The 22,096-nt window shown below is 53.0% G+C and carries 15 protein-coding genes; 6 read left to right on the top strand and 9 right to left on the bottom strand.

From position 1 onward, the window contains the following. Positions 1–220 precede the first annotated feature (220 nt). Positions 221–1,474: a serine hydroxymethyltransferase gene (glyA, locus tag AB8809_RS06155; protein ID WP_349855880.1), complete on the bottom strand. Its 1,254-nt coding sequence runs from the start codon at positions 1,472–1,474 to the stop codon at positions 221–223. Positions 1,475–1,834: 360 nt separating this feature from the next. On the opposite strand from glyA, the gene hmpA reads away from it, so the two are divergent. From hmpA to pemA, 3 genes are all read left to right on the top strand, one after another. Beyond that, positions 1,835–3,025, top strand: a complete 1,191-nt coding sequence (hmpA, locus tag AB8809_RS06150) for an NO-inducible flavohemoprotein (RefSeq protein WP_349855881.1) — start codon at positions 1,835–1,837, stop codon at positions 3,023–3,025. A 372-nt stretch (positions 3,026–3,397) separates the two neighbouring features. Continuing rightward, positions 3,398–5,056 (top strand): pectin acetylesterase PaeY, encoded by a 1,659-nt coding sequence (paeY, locus tag AB8809_RS06145; protein WP_181829124.1) that lies wholly within the window; start codon positions 3,398–3,400, stop codon positions 5,054–5,056. A gap of 92 nt (positions 5,057–5,148) precedes the next feature. After that, complete coding sequence (pemA, locus tag AB8809_RS06140; protein WP_180779490.1) at positions 5,149–6,255, top strand: pectinesterase PemA; 1,107 nt, start codon at positions 5,149–5,151, stop codon at positions 6,253–6,255. An 81-nt stretch (positions 6,256–6,336) separates the two neighbouring features. On the opposite strand, the gene glnB is transcribed toward pemA, so the two are convergent. From glnB to purL, 5 genes are all read right to left on the bottom strand, one after another. After that, positions 6,337–6,675 (bottom strand): nitrogen regulatory protein P-II, encoded by a 339-nt coding sequence (gene glnB / locus AB8809_RS06135; RefSeq protein WP_015841221.1) that lies wholly within the window; start codon positions 6,673–6,675, stop codon positions 6,337–6,339. Between the two features lie 132 nt (positions 6,676–6,807). Further along, a complete protein-coding gene (glrR, locus tag AB8809_RS06130; protein WP_349855882.1) occupies positions 6,808–8,145 on the bottom strand; it encodes a two-component system response regulator GlrR in 1,338 nt (445 codons plus the stop codon). After that, on the bottom strand, positions 8,142–8,975 hold the full coding sequence (gene qseG, locus AB8809_RS06125; RefSeq protein WP_349855883.1) for a two-component system QseEF-associated lipoprotein QseG: 834 nt from the start codon (positions 8,973–8,975) through the stop codon (positions 8,142–8,144). Before qseG ends, glrR begins: the two co-directional genes overlap by 4 nt. 35 nt (positions 8,976–9,010) lie before the next feature. After that, the gene (locus tag AB8809_RS06120) at positions 9,011–10,447 is read right to left on the bottom strand and encodes a HAMP domain-containing sensor histidine kinase (RefSeq protein ID WP_015841224.1); all 1,437 of its coding nucleotides are present in this window, start codon (positions 10,445–10,447) and stop codon (positions 9,011–9,013) included. A gap of 689 nt (positions 10,448–11,136) precedes the next feature. Beyond that, positions 11,137–15,024 (bottom strand): phosphoribosylformylglycinamidine synthase, encoded by a 3,888-nt coding sequence (gene purL, locus AB8809_RS06115; RefSeq protein ID WP_015841225.1) that lies wholly within the window; start codon positions 15,022–15,024, stop codon positions 11,137–11,139. 198 nt (positions 15,025–15,222) lie between these two features. Here purL and mltF point away from each other — a divergent pair, with 198 nt between their 5' ends. Continuing rightward, on the top strand, positions 15,223–16,749 hold the full coding sequence (mltF, locus tag AB8809_RS06110) for a membrane-bound lytic murein transglycosylase MltF (RefSeq protein ID WP_369987223.1): 1,527 nt from the start codon (positions 15,223–15,225) through the stop codon (positions 16,747–16,749). A gap of 154 nt (positions 16,750–16,903) precedes the next feature. On the opposite strand, the gene tadA is transcribed toward mltF, so the two are convergent. The 3 genes from tadA to murQ all read right to left on the bottom strand — a co-directional run bounded on the left by tadA (position 16,904) and on the right by murQ (position 19,090). Beyond that, positions 16,904–17,380, bottom strand: coding sequence for a tRNA adenosine(34) deaminase TadA (tadA, locus tag AB8809_RS06105; RefSeq protein WP_043881813.1), 477 nt, complete (start codon positions 17,378–17,380; stop codon positions 16,904–16,906). A 113-nt stretch (positions 17,381–17,493) separates the two neighbouring features. Continuing rightward, a complete protein-coding gene (gene yfhb, locus AB8809_RS06100; protein WP_015841228.1) occupies positions 17,494–18,132 on the bottom strand; it encodes a phosphatidylglycerophosphatase C in 639 nt (212 codons plus the stop codon). 31 nt (positions 18,133–18,163) lie between these two features. Further along, on the bottom strand, positions 18,164–19,090 hold the full coding sequence (gene murQ / locus AB8809_RS06095) for an N-acetylmuramic acid 6-phosphate etherase (RefSeq protein ID WP_349855884.1): 927 nt from the start codon (positions 19,088–19,090) through the stop codon (positions 18,164–18,166). Between the two features lie 264 nt (positions 19,091–19,354). Between murQ and lapG the strand changes: the two genes are divergently transcribed. Both lapG and lapD read left to right on the top strand, forming a co-directional pair. Then, positions 19,355–20,044, top strand: a complete 690-nt coding sequence (lapG, locus tag AB8809_RS06090) for a cysteine protease LapG (protein ID WP_015841230.1) — start codon at positions 19,355–19,357, stop codon at positions 20,042–20,044. A gap of 9 nt (positions 20,045–20,053) precedes the next feature. Further along, positions 20,054–22,006 carry a cyclic di-GMP receptor LapD gene (gene lapD / locus AB8809_RS06085; protein ID WP_015841231.1) on the top strand — a complete coding sequence of 651 codons (1,953 nt, stop codon included), beginning with the start codon at positions 20,054–20,056 and terminating at the stop codon, positions 22,004–22,006. Positions 22,007–22,096: the final 90 nt, after the last annotated feature.

Here is a 22,096-nt window from a genome sequence, read left to right as displayed (position 1 = left end):
ATAAAAAATTTCCGGGAGAAATGTTTAACGTTGCGTCAGCAACGGCCCGCAGGGGGGCGGCCAAGGATGGCGCGCTATAAAAAAACGTGGGGAACGTTTTTCAACGTCGCTTGCGACGGCCCGTAGGGTGGCGGCCAGGGATGGTACGCCATAAAAAACGCCAGCACACAGGCTGGCGTTTAGGAAGTGTTCCGACAGTGATGTCAGAGAAAATGCCGAATTATGCGTAAACCGGGAAGCGGGCGCAGATATCCAGAACTTTCTGTTTCACACGTTCAATGGTCGCTTCGTCGTTGATGTTATCCAACACATCACAGATCCAGCCAGCCAGTTCACGCACTTCCGCTTCTTTAAAGCCGCGACGGGTTGCCGCTGGCGTACCGATACGGATACCAGAAGTCACGAACGGGCTCTTCGGATCGTTAGGCACGCTGTTTTTGTTTACGGTGATATTCGCACGACCCAGCGCAGCATCAGCTTCTTTACCGGTCAGGTTTTTGCTAACCAGATCCAGCAGGAACAGGTGGTTGCTGGTTCCACCAGAAACGACGTTGAAACCACGTGACAGGAAGACTTCAACCATCGCTTTGGCGTTTTTCGCGACCTGCTGCTGATAAACCTTAAATTCAGGCTCCATGGCTTCTTTCAGCGCAACCGCTTTACCCGCGATAACGTGCATCAACGGCCCCCCCTGGCCACCAGGGAAAACAGCAGAGTTCAGCTTTTTGTACAGCTCTTCGTCGCCGCCTTTCGCCAGAATCAGGCCACCGCGTGGGCCAGCCAGTGTTTTGTGCGTCGTCGTGGTCACGATGTGAGCATGAGGAACCGGGTTAGGGTAAACATCAGCGGCAATCAGGCCTGCAACGTGCGCCATATCGACAAACAGGTAAGCGCCGATGCTGTCAGCGATTTCACGCATCTTCGCCCAGTCAACCACGCCAGAGTAAGCAGAGAAACCGCCGACGATCATTTTTGGCTTGTGCGTACGCGCCAGTTCAGCCATTTCGTCGTAGTCAATTTTGCCGCTTTCATCGATACCGTAAGGAATAACGTTATACAGTTTGCCCGACAGGTTAACCGGAGAACCGTGCGTCAGGTGACCACCGTGCGCCAGGTTCATCCCCAGAATGGTGTCGCCCGGCTGCAGCAGCGCGGTGTAAACAGCAAAGTTAGCCTGAGAGCCAGAGTGCGGCTGTACGTTGGCATAATCGGCACCGAACAGCGCCTTCGCACGGTCGATAGCCAGTTGCTCAACGATGTCCACATACTCACAGCCACCGTAGTAACGTTTGCCCGGATAACCTTCAGCATACTTGTTCGTCAGCTGAGACCCTTGAGCCTGCATAACGCGTGGGCTGGTGTAGTTTTCTGACGCAATCAGTTCAATGTGCTCTTCCTGACGCACCACTTCTTGCTCCATTGCTTGCCACAGGTCGACATCATAATCGGCAATGTTCATTTCACGCTTTAACATCCGGATCTCCTGACTCAGCTAACATAAATATACTGGGAATTGATGGCCCATTTGGGAATTGGGCAACCCTCTTGGGGAATGGCGTATAGTGTAAACCGTTTTTCCCTAATGAAGATAGGTCTTGACAGAGGTTTTTACGCAAACGATTAGCTACAGGCAGCACAAGGCTTCAGCAAATATGAGCTGTACGGTGTTAAACGGATTTTTCTTCATTCTCAACCTGCTATTTCTTCATGTTATTCCCTTTAGCCCTCCCTAAAAACCCCTACCACCAAAAAGGTAATTTACAGCGGCGGACAAACCCAATAAGATGCATATAAAATACAACTTATAAGTCATACCAATAAATAGGGAGTCACCATGCTGGATAACCAAACTATCGCCATTGTTAAATCGACCATTCCTCTGCTGGCGGAAACCGGCCCGAAACTGACCGCACATTTTTACGATCGCATGTTTACGCACAATCCTGAGCTCAAAGATATTTTTAATATGAGCAACCAGCGCAATGGCGATCAGCGGGAAGCGTTGTTCAATGCTATTTGTGCTTATGCGACGAATATCGAAAACCTGGCCGCGCTGCTGCCTGCAGTTGAGCGTATCGCCCAGAAGCACGCCAGCTTTAACATTCAGGCCGATCAGTATCAGATCGTGGGTAATCATTTATTGGCAACGCTGGATGAAATGTTTAGCCCAGGACAGGAGGTGCTGGACGCCTGGGGTAAAGCCTATGGCGTGCTGGCGAATGTCTTCATCCAGCGCGAAGGCGATATCTACCGCAGCACTGAAGCGAAAAACGGCGGCTGGAGCGGCGTGCGACCTTTCCGCATTGTGAACAAGCAGCCGCAAAGTTCCGTCATTACCAGCTTCACGCTGGAACCCACCGACGGCCAACCTATTGCTGATTTTCAAGCAGGTCAATATCTGGCGGTTTACGTCAAACATGACAGTTTTGCCAATCAGGAGATTCGCCAATACTCTCTGACCCATGCGCCAAATGGGAAATCCTACCGAATTGCGGTTAAACGTGAAGCGCAAGGCACCGTTTCCGGCTATCTGCATGATACCGCGCGCGAAGGCGACATCATTCATCTGGCGGCTCCGCACGGCGATTTCTTCCTTGATATCCCCGCTTCTACACCCGTAGCCCTGATTTCCGGCGGCGTCGGGCAAACCCCTATGCTGGGTATGCTGCATACGCTAAAACAACAGGATCATCAGGCGAAGGTGTTATGGCTACACGCAGCAGAGAACGGCACTGCGCATGCGTTTGCGGATGAAATCAAACAAACGGGAGAATCGTTGCCGCAGTTCCAGCATCACATCTGGTATCGCGAACCACAGCAGGCCGATCGCCCTGGCGAAGATTACCATCACAGTGGATTGATGCAGTTGGCCTCGCTAAAAGATGAATTGGCCACGCCAGATATGCGCTATTACCTGTGTGGCCCCGTGGTGTTCATGCAGTTTGTTGCACAGCAATTGCTGGCAATCGGGATCCCGGCTGAGCAGCTACATTACGAATGTTTTGGTCCGCATAAAGTTGTCTAACCCTCATTGATAACGGATCAAACCCAAAGGTCGCTTTTGCGGCCTTTTTTCATTTTTCAGACAGTCCCCCTTCCCAAAAATACTTTACCGATCACAATTTTATGTGCTGACACACGAGCGCTCCGCTAAAAAAGAGGTGGGTCACAAAAAAACACGCCTTATTAAAATAACATTTCATTTTTAATGAATAGTTATTTCACCAAAAAGGACCTGCGTTTAGGCATCGCCCTTGAATCGGCTTGGGTGCACAATAAAGCCCCCGACGTTTTCTCTAAAGGCCGTGACAAGAACGATAAAAAACAGCGACCTTCCTTTGACAACGCTTGGGTTCATTAACTGTTTTCGATTAATCAACAAGGGATATGTCTAACCATGGCAAAACGTTTTTCAGAAAGTGTGGCTTTAGCTCTGATACTTTCCGCCCCTTTCACGCTGGTAAATGCTAAAACCCCCGCCGCTGCACACCAGACCGCCGCGCCAGAGAGCGCGAAATGGCTATCGGGTTCAACGCTGGGTGAAAAAACCGGTTTATCGGGTAATGTCACCGCACGGGATATCCACCTACCTGCCACCATCATTATCAGAGACCAGCAGGGCCAGAAGCGGCAAACACAGACCGATGATCAAGGAAAATATCATCTTGATATCTCGGGTCTGACACCGCCGTTACGTCTTTTAGCCATCGAGTCCGGCGGCAATAATTGCCTGCTGAATAATATCTCCCGTGCAATCTGCCTGTCCGCCGTCGCCCCTTCAATGCATGACGGTAAAGAAAATATCGCCAATATCAACCCGCTGACTGACCGCATCACCTCCGATATCGCGGTAGCCGCAGGCTACATTGGTCCACAGCAGCTCACGGACGATACGGCATCGCCAAAAATGGACGCCGCAGAATGGAAAAAAGCCTACGCCGATTTTCATGCCGGTTTTAATGACGCGCTAAAACAGGTTGGCATCAGTGCCCCCACACGTTTCGATCCCCTGACCTACTCTGCCGCTCAACAGGAAGCCGTCACCAAAATCGTCAGCGTCATTAACCATAACCGCAATTATCACAACGACACGGGCTACTCCGGCCATACCGTTTTGACTGACAGCGCATTCCATCCGATTGTCGGCCTGAATAATAAAGGCGATTATGAACCGTTAGATTATCGTTCTGCTCGCCAGAGTCTGGACGCAATCCAGAAAGCACAAACCCGCATTTTCATCGTCGGCGACTCAACTGCGGCAACCTATGAAAAAATGCGCTTCCCACGTATGGGATGGGGGCAGGTTTTTGAACAGCAGTTCAGTAAAAACAGCGGCGTCAAAGTGGTGAATGGCACACGTGCCGGACGTAGTTCACGCGACTATTTTTACGAAGGCTGGTTCCGCCAGATGCAGCCACTGATGAAGGAAGGCGATTTCCTGTTTATTCAAATGGGACATAACGATCAAAACTGCAACAGTGCAAAAGCGGTACGTGGCCCTGCTGACGTCGCTAACCTCTGTACTTACCCGAACGATGCGGCAGGGAAAAAACAGGCGCCACAGGGAAAAGCCGATATGTCATTCCAGACATCATTGGAGCGTTACATCACCTTTGCCCGCCAGCATAAACTCACACCGGTTCTGCTTACCCCAACCACCCGAGTAAAAACGGCTGAAGGCAAAAACGGCACGCCAGCGGTACACAGCCACTTCACCAAACAAAACGCGGAAAACGGTTATGCCTTTGTCGGCGATTACAGCCAGACCATCAAAGATACGGCAGCAGATAATAAGGTCGTGTTGCTGGACATTGAACCAGCCACTATCGCTCTAGCGAACCAGGGTAACAGCGATCATTGGAAACAGTATTGGCTGGTGATCGATCCCAAAAAATATCCTTACTATCGCGATCAGGCAGGTAGCCTGAGCAAACCAGATACCACCCATTTTCAGAAAAAAGGCGCTATCGCCGTAGCAGAGATTGTCGCTGACGCCATCCGACAAGAACCTGCGTTAGCGTCGCTGGCAGAAAAAACGGTCAGCAAACACAAGTAGTTATCAGTCAGGAAAAACGATAAGACAGAACCGCGCGGTGCCACATTGCCGCGCGTTACAACCCCTCCCTTACCGATTACAGGACTCTGGACATGATAAAAGCCTCAAACCTCTGCAAAACGCTGACCTTAGCTATGCTAATTTCCTCACCGTGGTCGTTAGCGCAGGCAGCCGACTACAATGCTCTCGTTTCCACCAATGCAGGGGACGCCAACGCCTACAAAACCATTACAGAAGCCATCGCCAGCGCACCGGCAGACAGCTCGCCGTTTGTTATCTATGTGAAAAATGGCGTCTACCACGAGCGGCTGACCATTACACGCCCTAACATTCATCTACAGGGCGAAAGCCGTGACGGCACCGTGATCACCGCGACAACCGCAGCCGGCACGCTCAAACCCGATGGCAGTAAATGGGGAACCTATGGCAGCAACACGGTGAAGGTCGATGCTCCCGATTTCAGCGCCCGTTCTCTGACCATCAGCAATGATTTCGATTACCCGGCCAATCAGGCCAAAGCCAATGACGACCCCACCAAGCTAAAAGACTCGCAGGCCGTTGCGCTGCTGGTTGCTGAAAATAGCGATCGCGCATGGTTCCATGATGTCAGCCTGACGGGCTATCAGGACACATTATATGTGAAAGGTGGGCGCAGCTTCTTCTCGCAATGCCGTATCAGTGGCACCGTTGATTTCATCTTTGGCAACGGTACCGCACTCTTTGACGATTGCGACATCGTTGCGCGCAACCGTACCGACGTGAAAGATCAGCCTCTCGGCTATCTCACCGCCCCCAGCACCGACATTAAGCAAAAATATGGCCTGGTCATTACCAATAGCCGGGTGATTAAAGAGAAAGACGTCCCGGCGAAAAGCTATGGTTTGGGTCGTCCTTGGCATCCAACGACCACCTTTGAAGATGGCCGTTATGCCGACCCTAACGCTATCGGCCAGACCGTCTTCCTGAACACCAGCATGGACGACCACATCTATGGCTGGGACAAAATGTCCGGCAAAGATAAACAAGGCGAGAAAATCTGGTTCCATCCGCAGGACTCACGCTTTTTCGAGTATAAATCCAGCGGAAAAGGCGCAGAGAAAAACGATCAGCGCCGCCAGTTAAGCGACGCGGAAGCAGCAGAATATACAGCAGACAAAGTGCTGGCAGGCTGGGTGCCTACCGCGCCGAAAGGGAAGTAGAAGTAGAGTAGAAGTAAATGTGAAGAAGCCAGCCCTCATCAGGCTGGCTTCGAAAAAGGAACAACGCAAGGTGAGACGCGATTAAATCGCTTCCTCGTCCTCTTCACCGGTACGAATACGGACTACACGCGCGACATCAAAGACAAAGATTTTACCGTCGCCGATTTTCCCCGTCTGCGCGGTCTGCGTGATAGTTTCTACACAGGTATCGACGATATCATCCGCCACGACAATTTCGATTTTTACTTTTGGCAGAAAGTCGACCATGTATTCTGCGCCGCGATACAGCTCGGTGTGGCCTTTCTGACGACCAAAGCCTTTAACTTCCGTTACCGTCATCCCTGTGATGCCCACTTCAGCTAACGCTTCACGCACATCGTCCAGTTTGAACGGCTTAATAATCGCATCAATTTTCTTCATGGAGGAACCTTTGTGTTATCTATGTTGCGGCCAAAGCCGAGCATCAGCAAATAAGCAGCATGTCAGAACTCAGGCAGACAATCTATACCCACCCCGCATCACGCTGCAGGCGTGCTGCCAATTCTATCAACGCTAGTCTTTAAAATCGTTGGCATCCAATTCATGGCGGCCCAACAGTTTATAGAATTCCGTTCGGTTACGCCCGGCCATTCGCGCAGCCTGCGTCACGTTACCTTTTGCGATCTGTAATAACTTTCGCAGATAGTTAAGTTCAAACTGGTGGCGCGCTTCAACAAAGGTTGGCAGCGCCGTGTTTTCACCTTCCAGCGCCTGTTCAACCAGCGCGTCGCTGATGACTGGCGCGCTGGTCAGCGCCACACACTGTTCAATGACATTCACCAGTTGACGCACGTTACCCGGCCAGCTTGCCGTCATCAAGCGCTTCATCGCATCGGTTGAAAAGGTGCGCACAAAAGGCTTGTGGCGGTTAGCAGATTCACGCAGCAGATGATTTGCCAGCAGAGGAATATCTTCGGCACGCTCATGTAGCGCAGGCAGCTTCATATTCACCACGTTGAGCCGATAATACAGATCCTCGCGGAATTCGTTTCTCGCCATCGCCTTTGGCAAGTCACGGTGCGTGGCGGAAATAATCCGCACGTCGATATCCAGATCGCGGTTGCTCCCCAGCGGGCGGACTTTTCGCTCTTGCAGAACGCGTAACAGTTTAACTTGCAGAGACAGCGGCATATCGCCGATTTCATCTAAAAACAGCGTACCGCCTTCCGCCGCCTGAAAAAGCCCCTCACGGCTGCTCACCGCACCAGTAAAAGCGCCTTTCGCATGACCGAACAACTCAGATTCCAGCAGCGGTTCCGGCAGCGCGCCGCAGTTAATGGCAATAAACGCTTTCTTCGCACGCGGGCTTGCCGCATGAATGGCCTGAGCCAGCACCTCTTTCCCGGTTCCGCTCTGACCATTAATCAACACGCTAACATCCGACTGTGCAACCATCCTGGCCTGTTCCAGCAGGCGTAACATAATCGGGCTGCGCGTCACGATAGTTTCACGCCAGCTTTCATCACCTGCTGGCGCGGATAGCGCCAGTGCTTCATCTATCGCTTTGTAAAGCGCATCACGGTCAACAGGCTTCGTCAGGAAACTAAATACTCCCTGCTGCGTGGCGGCAACGGCATCGGGAATAGAACCGTGAGCGGTTAAAATGATTACCGGCATCCCCGGCTGATAGCGCTGAATTTCGGAAAATAGCGCCATGCCATCCATCTCGTCCATACGAAGATCGCTGATCACCAAATCGAACGTTTCACGCGTTAACAACCGCAGCGCTTCCTGGCCGCTCTCCGCTGTCATCACGCTAAATCCTTCGCTGGTCAGGCGCATACCCAATAGCTTCAGCAGACTGGGGTCATCATCCACGAGCAATAAACTCGCCGTTTTTCGGGCTGTCATTGTCTTGTTGACTCCTTCTTCGTCGTCGGTTTGTCCGTATGCGATTCCATCGGCGGCGTATAGGTATCATCCGCATCCACTGGCTCACTTCTGGATTTCGTTGTCGAATTGCGCGAACCGTCTCTAACACCTGTACCGCTACGACGATCGGTATCGTTATCCGGCATTTCTCCCGACAGTTGCTTACGCGACGACAGTTGACGTTCAATATCCGTCAAGTTTTCCAGTTTCTGCGTGGTCGTTTCTAACTGGTATTGCAGATGATTTTGCTGGACACGCAGGGCGTCCAGCTGTTTGTCGCTGGATTCCTGTAAACGCTTATAGCGCAGGCGTTCATCCGACAGCGCCAGAAACAGCGTTTGTCTGTCACGCCAGGTTTGCATCAGCGGACGCAGCGCCGCAGGGAAAGCCAAACGGTATAGATTGATCTGTTCCAGCACCTGACGCCGCTCAACCTGAGTAATACCGGCATTATCCAACAGAATGCCCTGCTTAAACGCGCTATCCCAGCTATCCCCCGCAACCAGCCCGGCTTCCTCACGAGCCTGGAATTGTGTCAAACGTCCGGCACAGTCCATCGCACGCAACCAGTAAAGCGCATTATTCATGGATTCACGATCGTCTATCTGCCACAGGTGTTCACATTGTGCGATACGGAAATCCGCAACCTGCTCTTTCGGTGGGGCAGTTTCTGCTTCCAGCAAGGCCGAGCCATGGTTCACATGGCTATTACACGCCGCTAAAACGAGTGGCGACGACATAAGCGTCGCCTTCAAAAGGCGGGAAAATACGCTATTCGTAAACCATCCCTTCATAAACCATGCATTCATTATTTATTCATTCTCAGACTTTATTCGTTATCGGACTATTCGTTATCGGACAATAAGGGCAGCTCGATACGGAAACACACATCAGCATAGTCCACGGTAATCAGGCTAAGCTCACCACGCATACGACGAATGCAATCACGCGCAATGCTCAGCCCCAACCCGCTTCCTTTAACCGCACCACGACGCTGGTGACTTCCCTGATAAAAGGGCTCAAAAATCATACCCCGCTCTGCGTCGGGAATGGGCGTACCACTGTTGGCGACATCAATCTGAACGCGATTGCCAATCTGACGGCTATAAATCCAAATGTTACCGGATTCCTTACCGTAGTGCACCGCATTGGAATAGAGATTATCAATCACTCGCATCAACAGCGTCGTCTCCGCCCAGCAGTGCCCAATGTCCAATGCCACATCGGTATGAATCATTTTGGCACGAGCGGGGAGACTGTGGGACGACACGACGATATCGACGATTTCTTCGATTTCAACACGTTCCAGCTCGGTCGGTGTATCCGCCAGTTTGCGGTTATAGTCCAGCAGTTGATCGATCAGCTGTAGCAGGTGGCGGCTGCTGCTATCGAGAATAGCGACGACCTCCTTCTGGTCGGCAGTCAGTGGGCCAACCACCTCGTCGGCAAGCAGCTCAGTGCCTTCCCGCAGGCTCGCCAATGGCGTCTTGAGTTCATGGGAGATATGGCGTAAGAATTCATGCCGCTGCGATTCCAGCCAGGACAGACGCTCACTCAGCCAGATAATGCGCTGCGCCAGCGTCCGAATCTCACGCGGGCCTTTGAACGTGCTGGTGTTCCCCAGCGAACGGCCTTCACCAAGGCGGTTGATCATCCGCTCTACGCCATTAACCGGGCCGATAATCATCCGCGTAAAGAGGACCACCAGCATCACGCTGACCAGAAATAAGAGCAACGCCTGCCAGCCGAAGAACTGGCCGCGCTCGGAAATAGCCTGCTGAAGCTGTTGCCCGCGAGAGAAAACAACGTCGCGCGTCACCTGCACCATCTGTCCGTTCGCGCGAGAAAAACCCTCCAGCAGGCTCGATGCGGTTTGTTCCGGGCCGCTGTTATGGCAGCGTATCTCACCGAGCTGAGTAAGCAGTTGCCGCAGTGTTTGGTAATAGCGGGGATCGGGCAACACCTGCGCGTGAGAGTCCAGCATTTGCGAATACTGTTTACGCTGGTTCTGGTAGAGCGTTGCCAGCGTCTGATCGTCCAATACGCAGTATTGCCGGTAGCTACGCTCCATCGCCAGCGCCACGCTGGTCATCGCCTCACTGCGGCGGGCATCCGCCAGCGTTGTCCGGTTGATATCGGCAGCCTGTTCGCTCAGCATGTTCAGACTTTGGTAAGCCTGATAGGCCAGTACCAGCAGCGGTAGCAGCACCAACAAGAACGCCATAATTACTAATTGCCGCAGGGAACGCGGGAATAAACGCCATCGTTTCAAAGAAATCATCTCGTTACCTATCGAATCCGCATTGATGCTAACCGAGTCTTATAAAAGTTCAACGTTTTCCCTTACGACATGCGCAACGCTTCGCAATACAGCATGAATGCCGTAACAAGCAATCAAAGGGGGATTGAATTCTCTGGAGGAGGGGTGACGGGGAGTAAAACGTCACGCGGCCAGAAGAATCGCTCCCTCTGGCCGCGTGACTGAATAGGCGGTGCCTCACTCAACGTGTCGCCCGATGCTTGATAACGTTCGTTTTCACGCCCTGTTATCGGTCTGGTGGACGATAGGCACCCTTTCTTTTGGCATCATTCCAGATGTTATGAGCGAAAATATTTGCCAGTCAGCAACGCAATCATAACCAGTTGAATGAGCAACACGAGTTATATTGCACTTATCATGCCAACTATCAATAAATAAAATTAACACACTGATTATAAATAATTTTTACTCTAACCTTTACCGAGAAATTCATTATCCGCAATGCCAATAACAGTAACACGCGCAAAAAAGCCGATTTATGTCGCTAAAAACAGACAGCTTTATAACGCTGTCACGCCGCTCATATAAATCAACACGTTAAATGTCACCAATTAGAGACAACAAAAAACCAGTCCGTCGCAAAAAAACGACAATCGGAAAGAACGGACGTAAAAAAGGGGCCGAAGCCCCTTTATCTGACTAATATTCGCTTAGCCCAGCTGTCTGCGCGCATTGCGGAACATACGCATCCACGGGCCATCCTCGCCCCACTCTTCCGGGTGCCAGGAGTTACTGACAGTACGGAACACACGCTCAGGGTGCGGCATCATGACCGTTGCCCGACCGCTAGTGCTGGTTACCGCCGTAATACCGTTTGGCGAGCCATTCGGGTTAGCCGGATAGTTCTCAGTGACCTGACCGTAGTGGTTGATGTAACGCAGCGCCACCAGACCGTGTTCTTCAATCGCCGCCAGATGGGCATCGTCGCGGACTTCAACCTGACCTTCTCCGTGTGAAACGGCAATCGGCATGCGCGATCCAGCCATGTCATTCATGAACAACGACGGGCTTTTCTGCACTTCGACCAGGCTGAAGCGAGCTTCAAAGCGATCGGATTTATTGCGGACAAAACGCGGCCAGAGATCGGCACCTGGAATCAGTTCACGCAGGTTAGACATCATCTGGCAACCGTTACATACGCCCAGCGCCAACGTCTGCGGACGCAGGAAAAATTCCGCGAACTCATCACGCACGCGAGAGTTGAACAGAATGGACTTCGCCCAACCTTCGCCAGCTCCCAGCACGTCACCATAAGAGAAGCCACCGCAGGCAACCAAAGCCTGGAAATCCTGCAAGTTACGGCGATTCGCCAGCAGGTCACTCATATGGATGTCAATGGCATCAAAGCCAGCGCGGTGGAATGCCGCCGCCATTTCTACGTGAGAGTTAACCCCCTGCTCACGCAGGACAGCCACTTTAGGCCGGACATTCTTCGCAATATAAGGTGCTGCGATATCTTCCTGTGGATTGAAGGTCAGCGCCGCGTTAAGGCCGGGATCGTTATCATCCTGTCTGGCGATATGTTCCTGATCGGCACACTGCGGGTTATCGCGCAGGCGCTGCATCTGCCAGCTGGTTTCTGCCCACCAGCGACGCAGCGTTGAACGGCTTTCCTGATAAATCGCTTCTGCACCCTTATTGATGGTGAAACGCGTTCCTTCTTCAGCCTGACCGAGATAATGCACGCAATCTGCCAGACCATGCAGTGCCAGAACAGCATTCACTTCAGCACGGCGGGCAGCCGGAATCTGAATGACAGCACCAAGCTCTTCGTTAAACAGCGTCGCCAGCGTATCCTCGCCCTGAGAAGCGATATCGACAGTAATGCCACAGTGGCCAGCAAACGCCATCTCAGCCAGCGTAACCAGCAGGCCGCCGTCTGAACGGTCGTGGTAAGCCAGAAGCGCCTTATCCGCAACCAGCTGCTGCATAGCATTAAAGAAGCCCGCCAGTTGCTCTGGACTATGCACATCTGCCGTCTTACGACCCAACTGACGATAAACCTGCGCCAGCGCCGTCGCGCCCAGCGCTTTATTGCCTGCGCCCAAATCGATCAGCAGCAGTGCATTATCCTGTCCGGTACGTAGCTGTGGCGTGACCGTGTTACGCACGTCTTCCACACGAGCAAACGCAGAGATTACCAGCGACATCGGCGAGGTGACCGCGCGATCTTCCCCCTCTTCATGCCAGCGGGTTTTCATCGACATGGAATCTTTACCCACCGGGATCGTCAGACCCAGCGCCGGGCACAGCTCCTCACCCACGGCTTTCACCGCTTCATACAGCCCGGCATCTTCACCCGGATGCCCCGCTGCCGCCATCCAGTTCGCAGACAGCTTCACGCGAGTCAGCGGGCCAATGTGTGTAGCAGCAATGTTCGTCAGCGCTTCACCGACGGCCAAACGCGCAGAGGCCGCGAAGTTACGCAGCGCAACTGGCGCACGTTCGCCAATAGACATCGCCTCGCCGTAATAGCTGTCAAGGCTGGCGGTAGTCACCGCACAGTCAGCCACCGGAACCTGCCACGGGCCAACCATCTGATCGCGCGCGACCATGCCAGTAACAGAGCGGTCGCCAATGGTGATCAGGAAGGTTTTTTCTGCCACCACAGGCAAATGCAGCACGCGCTCGACAGCTTCGGCCAGATAGATTTCATCACGCTGTAGCGGTGTGCCTTCAACTTGCTTGCGTTCAACATCACGCAGCATTTTCGGCGTTTTACCCAGCAGCACATCCAGCGGCAAATCGATAGGCTTGTTGTTAAAGTGACGATCGTTCATCGTCAGATGCAGTTCTTCCGTCGCCTCGCCAATCACCGCATAAGGTGCGCGTTCACGGCGGCAAATCTCATCAAACTGTGCCAACTGCTCTGGCGCAACGGCCAGAACGTAGCGCTCCTGCGATTCATTACACCAGACTTCCAGCGGGCTCATGCCCGGCTCGTCATTCAGAATATCGCGCAGTTCAAAGCGCCCACCGCGTCCACCGTCGCTCACCAGCTCCGGCATCGCATTGGACAAGCCACCCGCACCGACATCGTGAATGAACAGGATCGGGTTGGCTTCACCTAATTGCCAGCAGCGATCGATCACTTCCTGACAGCGGCGCTCCATTTCCGGGTTATCGCGCTGTACCGAAGCAAAATCCAGATCCGCATCAGACTGGCCTGATGCCATAGAGGAAGCGGCACCACCGCCCAGACCGATATTCATGGACGGCCCGCCCAGCACAATCAGCTTGGCGCCGACGCTGATTTCACCTTTCTTAACGTGATCGGCGCGGATGTTGCCGATACCGCCCGCCAGCATGATCGGTTTGTGGTAGCCGCGCAGTTCGGTACCATTGTGGCTATCGACACGTTCTTCATAAGTACGGAAATAACCCGTCAGTGCAGGACGGCCAAATTCGTTGTTGAATGCCGCGCCGCCCAGTGGGCCTTCGGTCATGATATCCAGCGCGCTGACAATACGCTCTGGCTTGCCGAACTCTTCTTCTTCCCACGGCTGAATAAAGCCAGGAATACGCAGATTCGATACAGAAAAGCCCACCAGACCCGCTTTCGGCTTGGAGCCACGACCTGTTGCGCCTTCATCACGAATTTCACCACCAGACCCTGTTGCTGCGCCCGGCCACGGAGAAATCGCGGTTGGGTGGTTATGCGTTTCAACCTTCATCAGGATATGTGCATCTTCCTGATGGTAAGCATATTGCCCTTTGGTATCAGTGTAGAAACGGCCGACGGCGGAGCCTTCCATGACAGCGGCGTTATCTTTATAGGCTGAGAGAACGTGATCGGGCGTGTGTTCAAAAGTGTTTTTGATCATTTTGAACAGTGACTTCGGCTGAGCAACGCCGTCGATCACCCAATCAGCGTTAAAAATCTTGTGGCGGCAGTGTTCAGAGTTCGCCTGTGCGAACATATACAATTCGATATCGTTAGGATTGCGGCCCAGTTTGGTGAAGGCTTCCAGCAGATAATCAATTTCATCTTCCGCCAATGCCAGTCCCAGACGGACGTTCGCGTCTTCCAACGCCTGGCGCCCTTGCAGCAGAATTTCAACGCGTTTGAAAGGTGCAGGCTGATGATGAGAGAACAGCGCTTCGGCCTGTTTCAGGTCGCTAAATACGCTTTCCATCATCCGGTCATGCAGCAATGCCCCCAGTTGCTGCCACTGTTCATCGCTCAGCGTAGGCGCATGAATATAGAAAGCCAGACCACGTTCCAGACGCAGTACCTTGCTTAATCCACAGTTATGAGCGATATCCGTTGCTTTAGAAGACCACGGGGAAATCGTGCCGGGACGCGGCGTGACCAGTAACAGATGGCCTTGCGGCTCGTGCTCCGCGAGAGAAGGACCATACTTCAGCAAACGTGTCAGTTTGGCCTGTTCATCGTTGTTCAGCGGGGCGCTGACATCGGCGAAATGTACGTATTCAGCATAGATATCGCTGACCGGCAAAACGTGCTCTTTGCAGCGGACCAGCAATTTATTAATACGAAAAGCCGATAAAGCAGGTGAACCACGCAGTATTTCCATAATCTAAAGTTCTCTCGTCTTCGATGCACTGGCTGCGATACAGCCATTGGGCACAACAGGGGGGAAACGCGCACATTATAGAGAATCCTTCCCCCGGACGAAACCGTTTGCGTGGCGATAATTTCACTTCGCATGAGGAGAATGATTAATCGGTGACCAAATCAATAAAAGTTGCACACTGGCGGTTTGTTAAGCAAAATGCCCCCACTCTGGGAAATGACGTATAAAAAAACTGCCGTTACAGACAGACTGGCCATACGGCCGCCGAGAGATAACTATTTGAAGCCTTTAAAATTAAATTATTTTTTCATCGGGATTATCACGTTACTGCTGGCGTTAGCGCTATGGCCTAGTATTCCCTGGCGCAGTAGCCAGGATGCTCAGCTCAGGCAGATCCTCTCACGCGGTGAGTTGCGTATCAGTACGGTTAATTCACCGCTGACTTATGCAATGAGCAACGGATCCCCGACAGGTCTGGATTATGAACTGGCAAAACGTTTCGCCGACTACCTCGGCGTCAAGCTGGTGGTTTCGTCACGTAAAAACCTTGACGAACTGTTTGACGATCTGGACGGTGACGATGCCGATCTGCTGGCCGCAGGGCTGATTTACAACCATGAGCGTCTGGAACGCTTCCGTGCTGGCCCAACCTACTATTCCATTTCACAACAGATGGTCTACCGCCTCGGCTCGCCTCGTCCAAAAACCCTGGATAAGCTGCAAGGCCGACTCGTCGTTACATCCGGTTCCGCGCACGCTGCGACCCTGCGCGATCTCAAGGCAGAGAAATACCCGCAGCTCAGCTGGGAATCGGCCTCCGACCAGAGCACGCAAGAATTACTCAAGCAGGTTGCTGACGGCAAGCTGGACTACACGCTGGGGGATTCCGTCACCATTGGCTTGATGCAGCGAATTCATCCGCAGCTCGCCGTCGCCTTCGATCTCAGTGACGAAGAGCCCGTCACCTGGTATATGCGCCGTTCGCACGATGACAGCCTGTCTGCCGCGCTGCTGGACTTCTTCAGCCAGATTGTCGAAGACGGCACGCTCGCGCGTCTGGAGGAGAAATATCTCGGCCACGTTGGTGAGTTTGACTATGTCGATACCACCACATTCCTGAGTGCGATTGATGAAACGTTGCCGGATTTACGCCCTCTATTTGAAAAATACGCCACCGAGATCGACTGGAAGCTGCTGGCCGCCATCTCCTATCAGGAATCACACTGGAACCCACAGGCGACATCACCGACCGGCGTGCGTGGGCTGATGATGCTCACACGCAACACCGCAGAAAGCCTGAACGTGACCGATCGCGTCGATCCGGAACAAAGTATTCGCGGCGGCGCGCAGTACATGTCGCATATGATGCAGAAAATGCCGGACACCATCCCGGAAGATGAAAAAATCTGGTTTGCGCTGGCGTCCTACAACATGGGGTACGCCCATCTGCTTGACGCGCGTAAATTGACTGAAAAACAGAAGGGTAACCCCGATAGTTGGGTTGATGTGAAGATGCGTCTGCCGATGTTGAGCCAAAAGCGCTACTACACGCAAACCACCTACGGCTATGCACGCGGACATGAAGCCTATAACTACGTGGAAAACATTCGACGTTATATGGTGAGTCTGGAAGGCTACCTGATAGAGAAAGAAACTAAAGCGCAACAACAGACTCAGATAGCACAAGGCTACCCGGTCGTTCCTCTCAACAAGGTGCCGGAATAAGTCGACATAAAGGAAGAAAAACGCCGCAATGCCTGCGTTAGTGCTAGTCACTTCATCCCCATGTTAGAAGAAACACGGGGATGAGGTTCCCGCAGGGGTGCCTCGCCGGTGGTCGCGCCGTATGTATCTCGGTTCTTAAACGCGCGGCATTATGCTATTCCTGCGCGGCGTTTTTCTCTGCCGCCCGACGGGCTTTATGCTGCTCACGGCGCAGACGAAAGAATGCGCTGAGCGTTGCAGAACATTCCTCAGCCAGAATGCCGGATTCAATCACGATCTGATGGTTCATGCCCGGGTGACGCAGAATGTCCACCAGCGACCCCGCTGCCCCGGTTTTCTCATCTGATGCACCGTAAACCAAACGGCCAATACGGCTGTGTATCATCGCGCCTGCGCACATGATGCAGGGCTCCAACGTGACATACAGCGTGGTATCTAGCAGGCGATAATTCTGCAACACCTGCCCTCCCTGCCGCAGCGCCATAATCTCAGCGTGCGCGGTAGGATCGTGATGTCCGATGGGTCGGTTCCACCCTTCGCCAATGGCTTCATTATCCAACACCAACACCGCACCAACTGGCACTTCGCCTTCATCCTGTGCACGCTGAGCCAGCGTCAATGCATAGCGCATCCAGTATTCATCATTACTCACGCGACTCACATTTCCTCATTCAACAATTCACATTTTGGCGGCGCATTATATCTATATGGAGAGATGAAAAATCAGATGAAAGGATGAAAAAATCATTCCAGCTGTTGCAGGCTACCGTCGGGGGTCACCCGCCAGCGGTGTTCGCAGAAATAGAGCAACGGGTTGTCTTGTTTACTGTCGCTGTAGCCACTGTAGAGTTTGAGCGGCGCGCCCAGACGCTGCTCCATCTGAACGACTTTTTCATGCCCCAGACAGCGCAACGTCAATACCCAGCCACCGTAGCGGCGTGTAATCTGGCTCCCCATCAGGCGAACACCGGGCAGAAAAGGGGAATCGTGATAGACCTGTTCGACCAGCCGCTGCGGCGATCCGGTCACCAGCCACACCTGCGCATCACTATCTTCAAGATAGGTTTTCAGCCGCTGCTGAACCTGCGGAAACGGGATAACATCATGACGAAACGCGCCGACGAACTGCTTTTCCAGTTGAACCAGTTCCTCTTCATCGCGCCCAAACGTAATCGCCCACAGCAGCCAGCTCATCGGCCACCGCGCAGCACGGCCGCGAATCAATAAACCCAGTCCGATAACGGGCAATAGCGGGATAACCAGAACCAGATTTAGCGGCAGCCGACGAAGTAAAAAACGCAAAAAGCTGCCAAACATGTCCTGCTGATGCAACGTGCCATCCAGATCAAAAAAAACAATGCGTTGCTCTCGCTTATCACTCAAAACGTTTCTCCCGACTTACACCAAGATAATGTTATCCGCCAATCAGCGCCTCACGCAGATAACCGTTGTGTTGTTTCAGGCGCTCACGCGCCGCTGCCACATCAATATTCGCCAGAAGCATCAGAATGGCAGGCTTCACTTCATTATCCGCCAGCACCAGCGCCTGCCGCGCCTTTTCCCGCTCGGCCCCCGTCGCTTCAACGACAATACGGCAAGCCCTGTCCAACAGTTTCACGTTGGTTGCCTTCACATCAACCATCAAATTCTGGTACACCTTCCCCAGCTTAACCATTACGCCGGTAGAAATCATATTCAGGACTAATTTTTGTGCCGTTCCAGACTTCAGCCGCGTCGAACCCGTTAACGCTTCCGGGCCAACGACGGGAGAAATCGCCACCTGCGCCTCCTGTGCGATAGGCGAATGCGGATTGCAGGAAATCGCCGCCGTCCGGCAGCCTACATCACGCGCATAGCGCAGTGCGCCAATCACATAAGGCGTTCGTCCTGATGCCGCAAGACCGATCACCATATCCACAGCGGTTAAATCCAGCGCTTTTAAATCCGCTTCACCGAGTGCGGGATCGTCTTCCGCACCTTCCACCGCCTTCAGCAGTGCGCCCGGCCCACCGGCAATCAGGCCGATCACCAACCCGTGCGGTACGCCAAATGTTGGCGGACATTCTGAAGCATCCAGTACGCCTAAACGACCGCTGGTGCCCGCGCCAAGATAGATCAGCCGCCCACCCGCCTGTAGCGACGCCGTCGCCAGATCGACCGCTTCGGCAATCGCAGGTAAAACCTGCGCAATGGCTTCAGGCACTTTCCGATCTTCCTGATTAAACGCGTGCATCATCTCCAGTGTAGGGAGCTGATCCAACGCCATCGTTGCCGGATTTCTCGTTTCGGAAACCAGTTTACCTAAATTAAGGTTATCGCCATTCGTCACATCTGAATGCATTCCACTACCTCATGCTTCTACATGTTTATGACAAACCACCATTTTCACCACTATACCCGTCATACTTCAAGTTGCATGTGCGTTGGCTGCATTCAGTCACCCGAATCACTTACCTCAGTAAGCTCATCGGGATTCCTTCTCTTGCCGCCTGCCTGAAACTCGAATTATTTAGGGTATATATGCTTTTGGGGTCTGTGAAAGTACGCTATTCTGCATCGAATTCACTCGCCACATGCACCTCGCAAGGTAAACAGAGAAACCTCAGTGCGACTCCCCGGATTCAGACTCTCCAGTTACAAGCTCTTCTTTATTAGCTGTCTGCTGTTTCTGCTGGCGGGTTCTCTGCGCGCGGACTGGGATTTTATTACCATAAATCAGCGTACCGAGCAGCTTTATGGCCCGGCAACGCCCGATGCTCGCCGCCGAATAGACGAGTGGCAGACGCTGTTGGCCAATTCCCGCAATAAAGAGGAAAAGGTTCTACTCAGTAGCGTGAACCAATTTTTTAATGACCGCATGCTGTTCCGTGATGATATTGTCGTTTGGAATCAGGAAGATTATTGGGCAACCCCGATTGAGGCGCTACGTAAAGGTGCCGGGGACTGCGAAGATTACGCGCTCGCCAAGTATTTTACGCTGCGCCATTTAGGCGTCCCGGCGGATAAATTACGTATTACCTATGTTAAAGCCCTGCGTCTGAATAAGGCGCATATGGTGGTCACCTATTATCCAACGCCCACCTCGATTCCGCTGGTGCTGGATAATCTGACCGACAAGATCCAACCCGCGACAGAGCGCACTGATTTAGTTCCGGTGTACGCCTTTAATGGCGGTGGCCTCTGGCTACCCGGAGCCAGCGGCAGCAACAAACGCGTCGGTGACAGTAAACGACTTTCACGCTGGCAGGATGTATTAACCAAAATGCGTGCCGAAGGGTTTTCAATTGAGGAGTAAGGGTAGGCTATGTCTCTATACAAACAACTACTGATAGCCATCTGCCTGTTTGTGCTAATCATTTTCAGCGGGAGCTTTTTCGTCAGTCTGGAAAATTCGCGTGAACAGTACAACAACCAGCTTCACTCTCACGCTCAGGATGCCGCCACCGCGCTTGGGCTTTCCCTGACGCCGAATATCGATGACCCGGCCATGGTCGAACTGATGGTCAGCTCGATTTTCGACAGCGGCTATTTTTCCAGTATTCGCGTGCGGGATTTAAAAACCGGCAATGTCACGCTGGAGCGTACCGCATCACCGGATATCCCTGACGTACCGGGCTGGTTTGTCCGGTTAGTGAACCTGCAACCCGGCGCGGGCGAAGCCATCGTGATGCGCGGCTGGGAACAGGCAGCAAAAGTCGAAGTTATCAGCCACCCGATGTTCGCGGTGACCCGACTGTGGCGCAGCAGTACCGCAACTTTCCTGTGGCTGCTCGGCTGCGGCACGCTGGGCGTGTTTATTGGCGCGCTGTTCCTGCGCCGCCAGTTACGCCCCCTCGATTATATTGTCGATCAGTCGCTGGCGATTACCCGTCGAGAGTTCCTTAGCCAGCCGGATTTACCTAATACGCCGGAATTTCGTCGCGTAGCACAGGCGATGAATCTGATGGTCAGCAAGCTCAAAACGCTGTTTGAAGAAGAAGCCGAACGGAGCGAGCGCTTACGTCAGGATGCCTATCAGGATCCACAAACCGGATTAAATAACCGGCGTGCGTTTGACATGCAGTTCAACGATAAGCTGGCTGATGAAGAAACCGCACCCGGCTTCCTTATTATGCTTCGCGTTCAAGATTTGGCGGGGATGAATCAGCGACTGGGCGGCCAGCGTACCGATGCGCTGTTAGCCTCTGTTGGGCATATTCTGCGTAAAACACAAAAGCAGCATACGAATACAGAAAGTCTTCTGGCACGTATTCGCGGGGGAGAATTTGCGCTGTTCTGCCCAGGACTGGTCGATAAAGAAGCCTATGCGCTGATTGGCGAACTGACGCGCAATATCGAAACGTTACACCTGACGGGCGAAACCGACGTCTCCCCTGTCGCCCAATTCGGTATGGTGCCTTTCCGTCCCGGCGACACTGCACAATCCCTGTTTATTCAGGGCGATCAGGCGCTCACGCAAGCCGAAAGCAATACCGATACCACCGCTCCTCGCGAGATCCCATCCGTCAGTGCCGAACAGATCGAAACCGATCGCCATAGATGGTTTAACCTGCTCGACCCGATCCTTGAACAGGAACGCTTACAGCTTTTCCTGCAACCCGTCGTCGCGTGTGACGATCCCAGTCAGGTACTGCATCACAAGGTACTGGCTCGCATTCAGGATGAGCAAGGAAACAGTATCGCCGCGGGCCGTTTCCTGCCGTGGATCCAACGCTTTGGCTGGGATACGCGTCTGGACCAGACGATGCTGCGCGAAGTGTTGGATTATTTGCGCCAGCACGACGGCAACCTCGCGCTGAGCCTGTCTGGCGCCACCGTCCTGAATCGTCACCTGCTCGCCGATCTGCTTGCCCCGCTAAAACATCAGCCGGATGTTGCCAGTCGACTGATTCTGGAACTGGATGAGAATCAATTGCCAGACAGCGCCCAACTGGAAGCCTTAATCAAATTATTGAATGAGCATGGCTGTGCGCTGGGGCTCCAGCATTTTGGTGGACGCTTTAATATGATCGGCAACCTGTCCCAATGGGGGCTGGCTTACCTGAAAGTTGATGGCAGCTACATCCGTAATATCGATCAGGAAAGCGATAAGCAAATGTTTATCGAAGCACTGTATCGTGCCACCAATAGTATTGCCCTGCCGCTTATCGCTGAACGCGTTGAAACCGCAGGTGAGCTGAAAGTGCTACAGGATATGGGATTACAGGGAGCCATGGGACGGCTACTGGGTGAACCCGCGCCAGCCGCCAGATCCTAACGCGACATCGTTTGGGTAAGCAGCGTTATAACGCCCCAGCGTCTCTCGACTATCTTGAGAAGCTGGGGTGTGTTGACTGACAAGGTACGT

The organism is Pectobacterium aroidearum (assembly GCF_041228105.1).
GTDB lineage: Bacteria > Pseudomonadota > Gammaproteobacteria > Enterobacterales > Enterobacteriaceae > Pectobacterium > Pectobacterium aroidearum.
The sequence above is the reverse complement of the archived record's forward strand: the minus strand, read 5'-3'. Positions and strand labels throughout refer to the sequence as shown.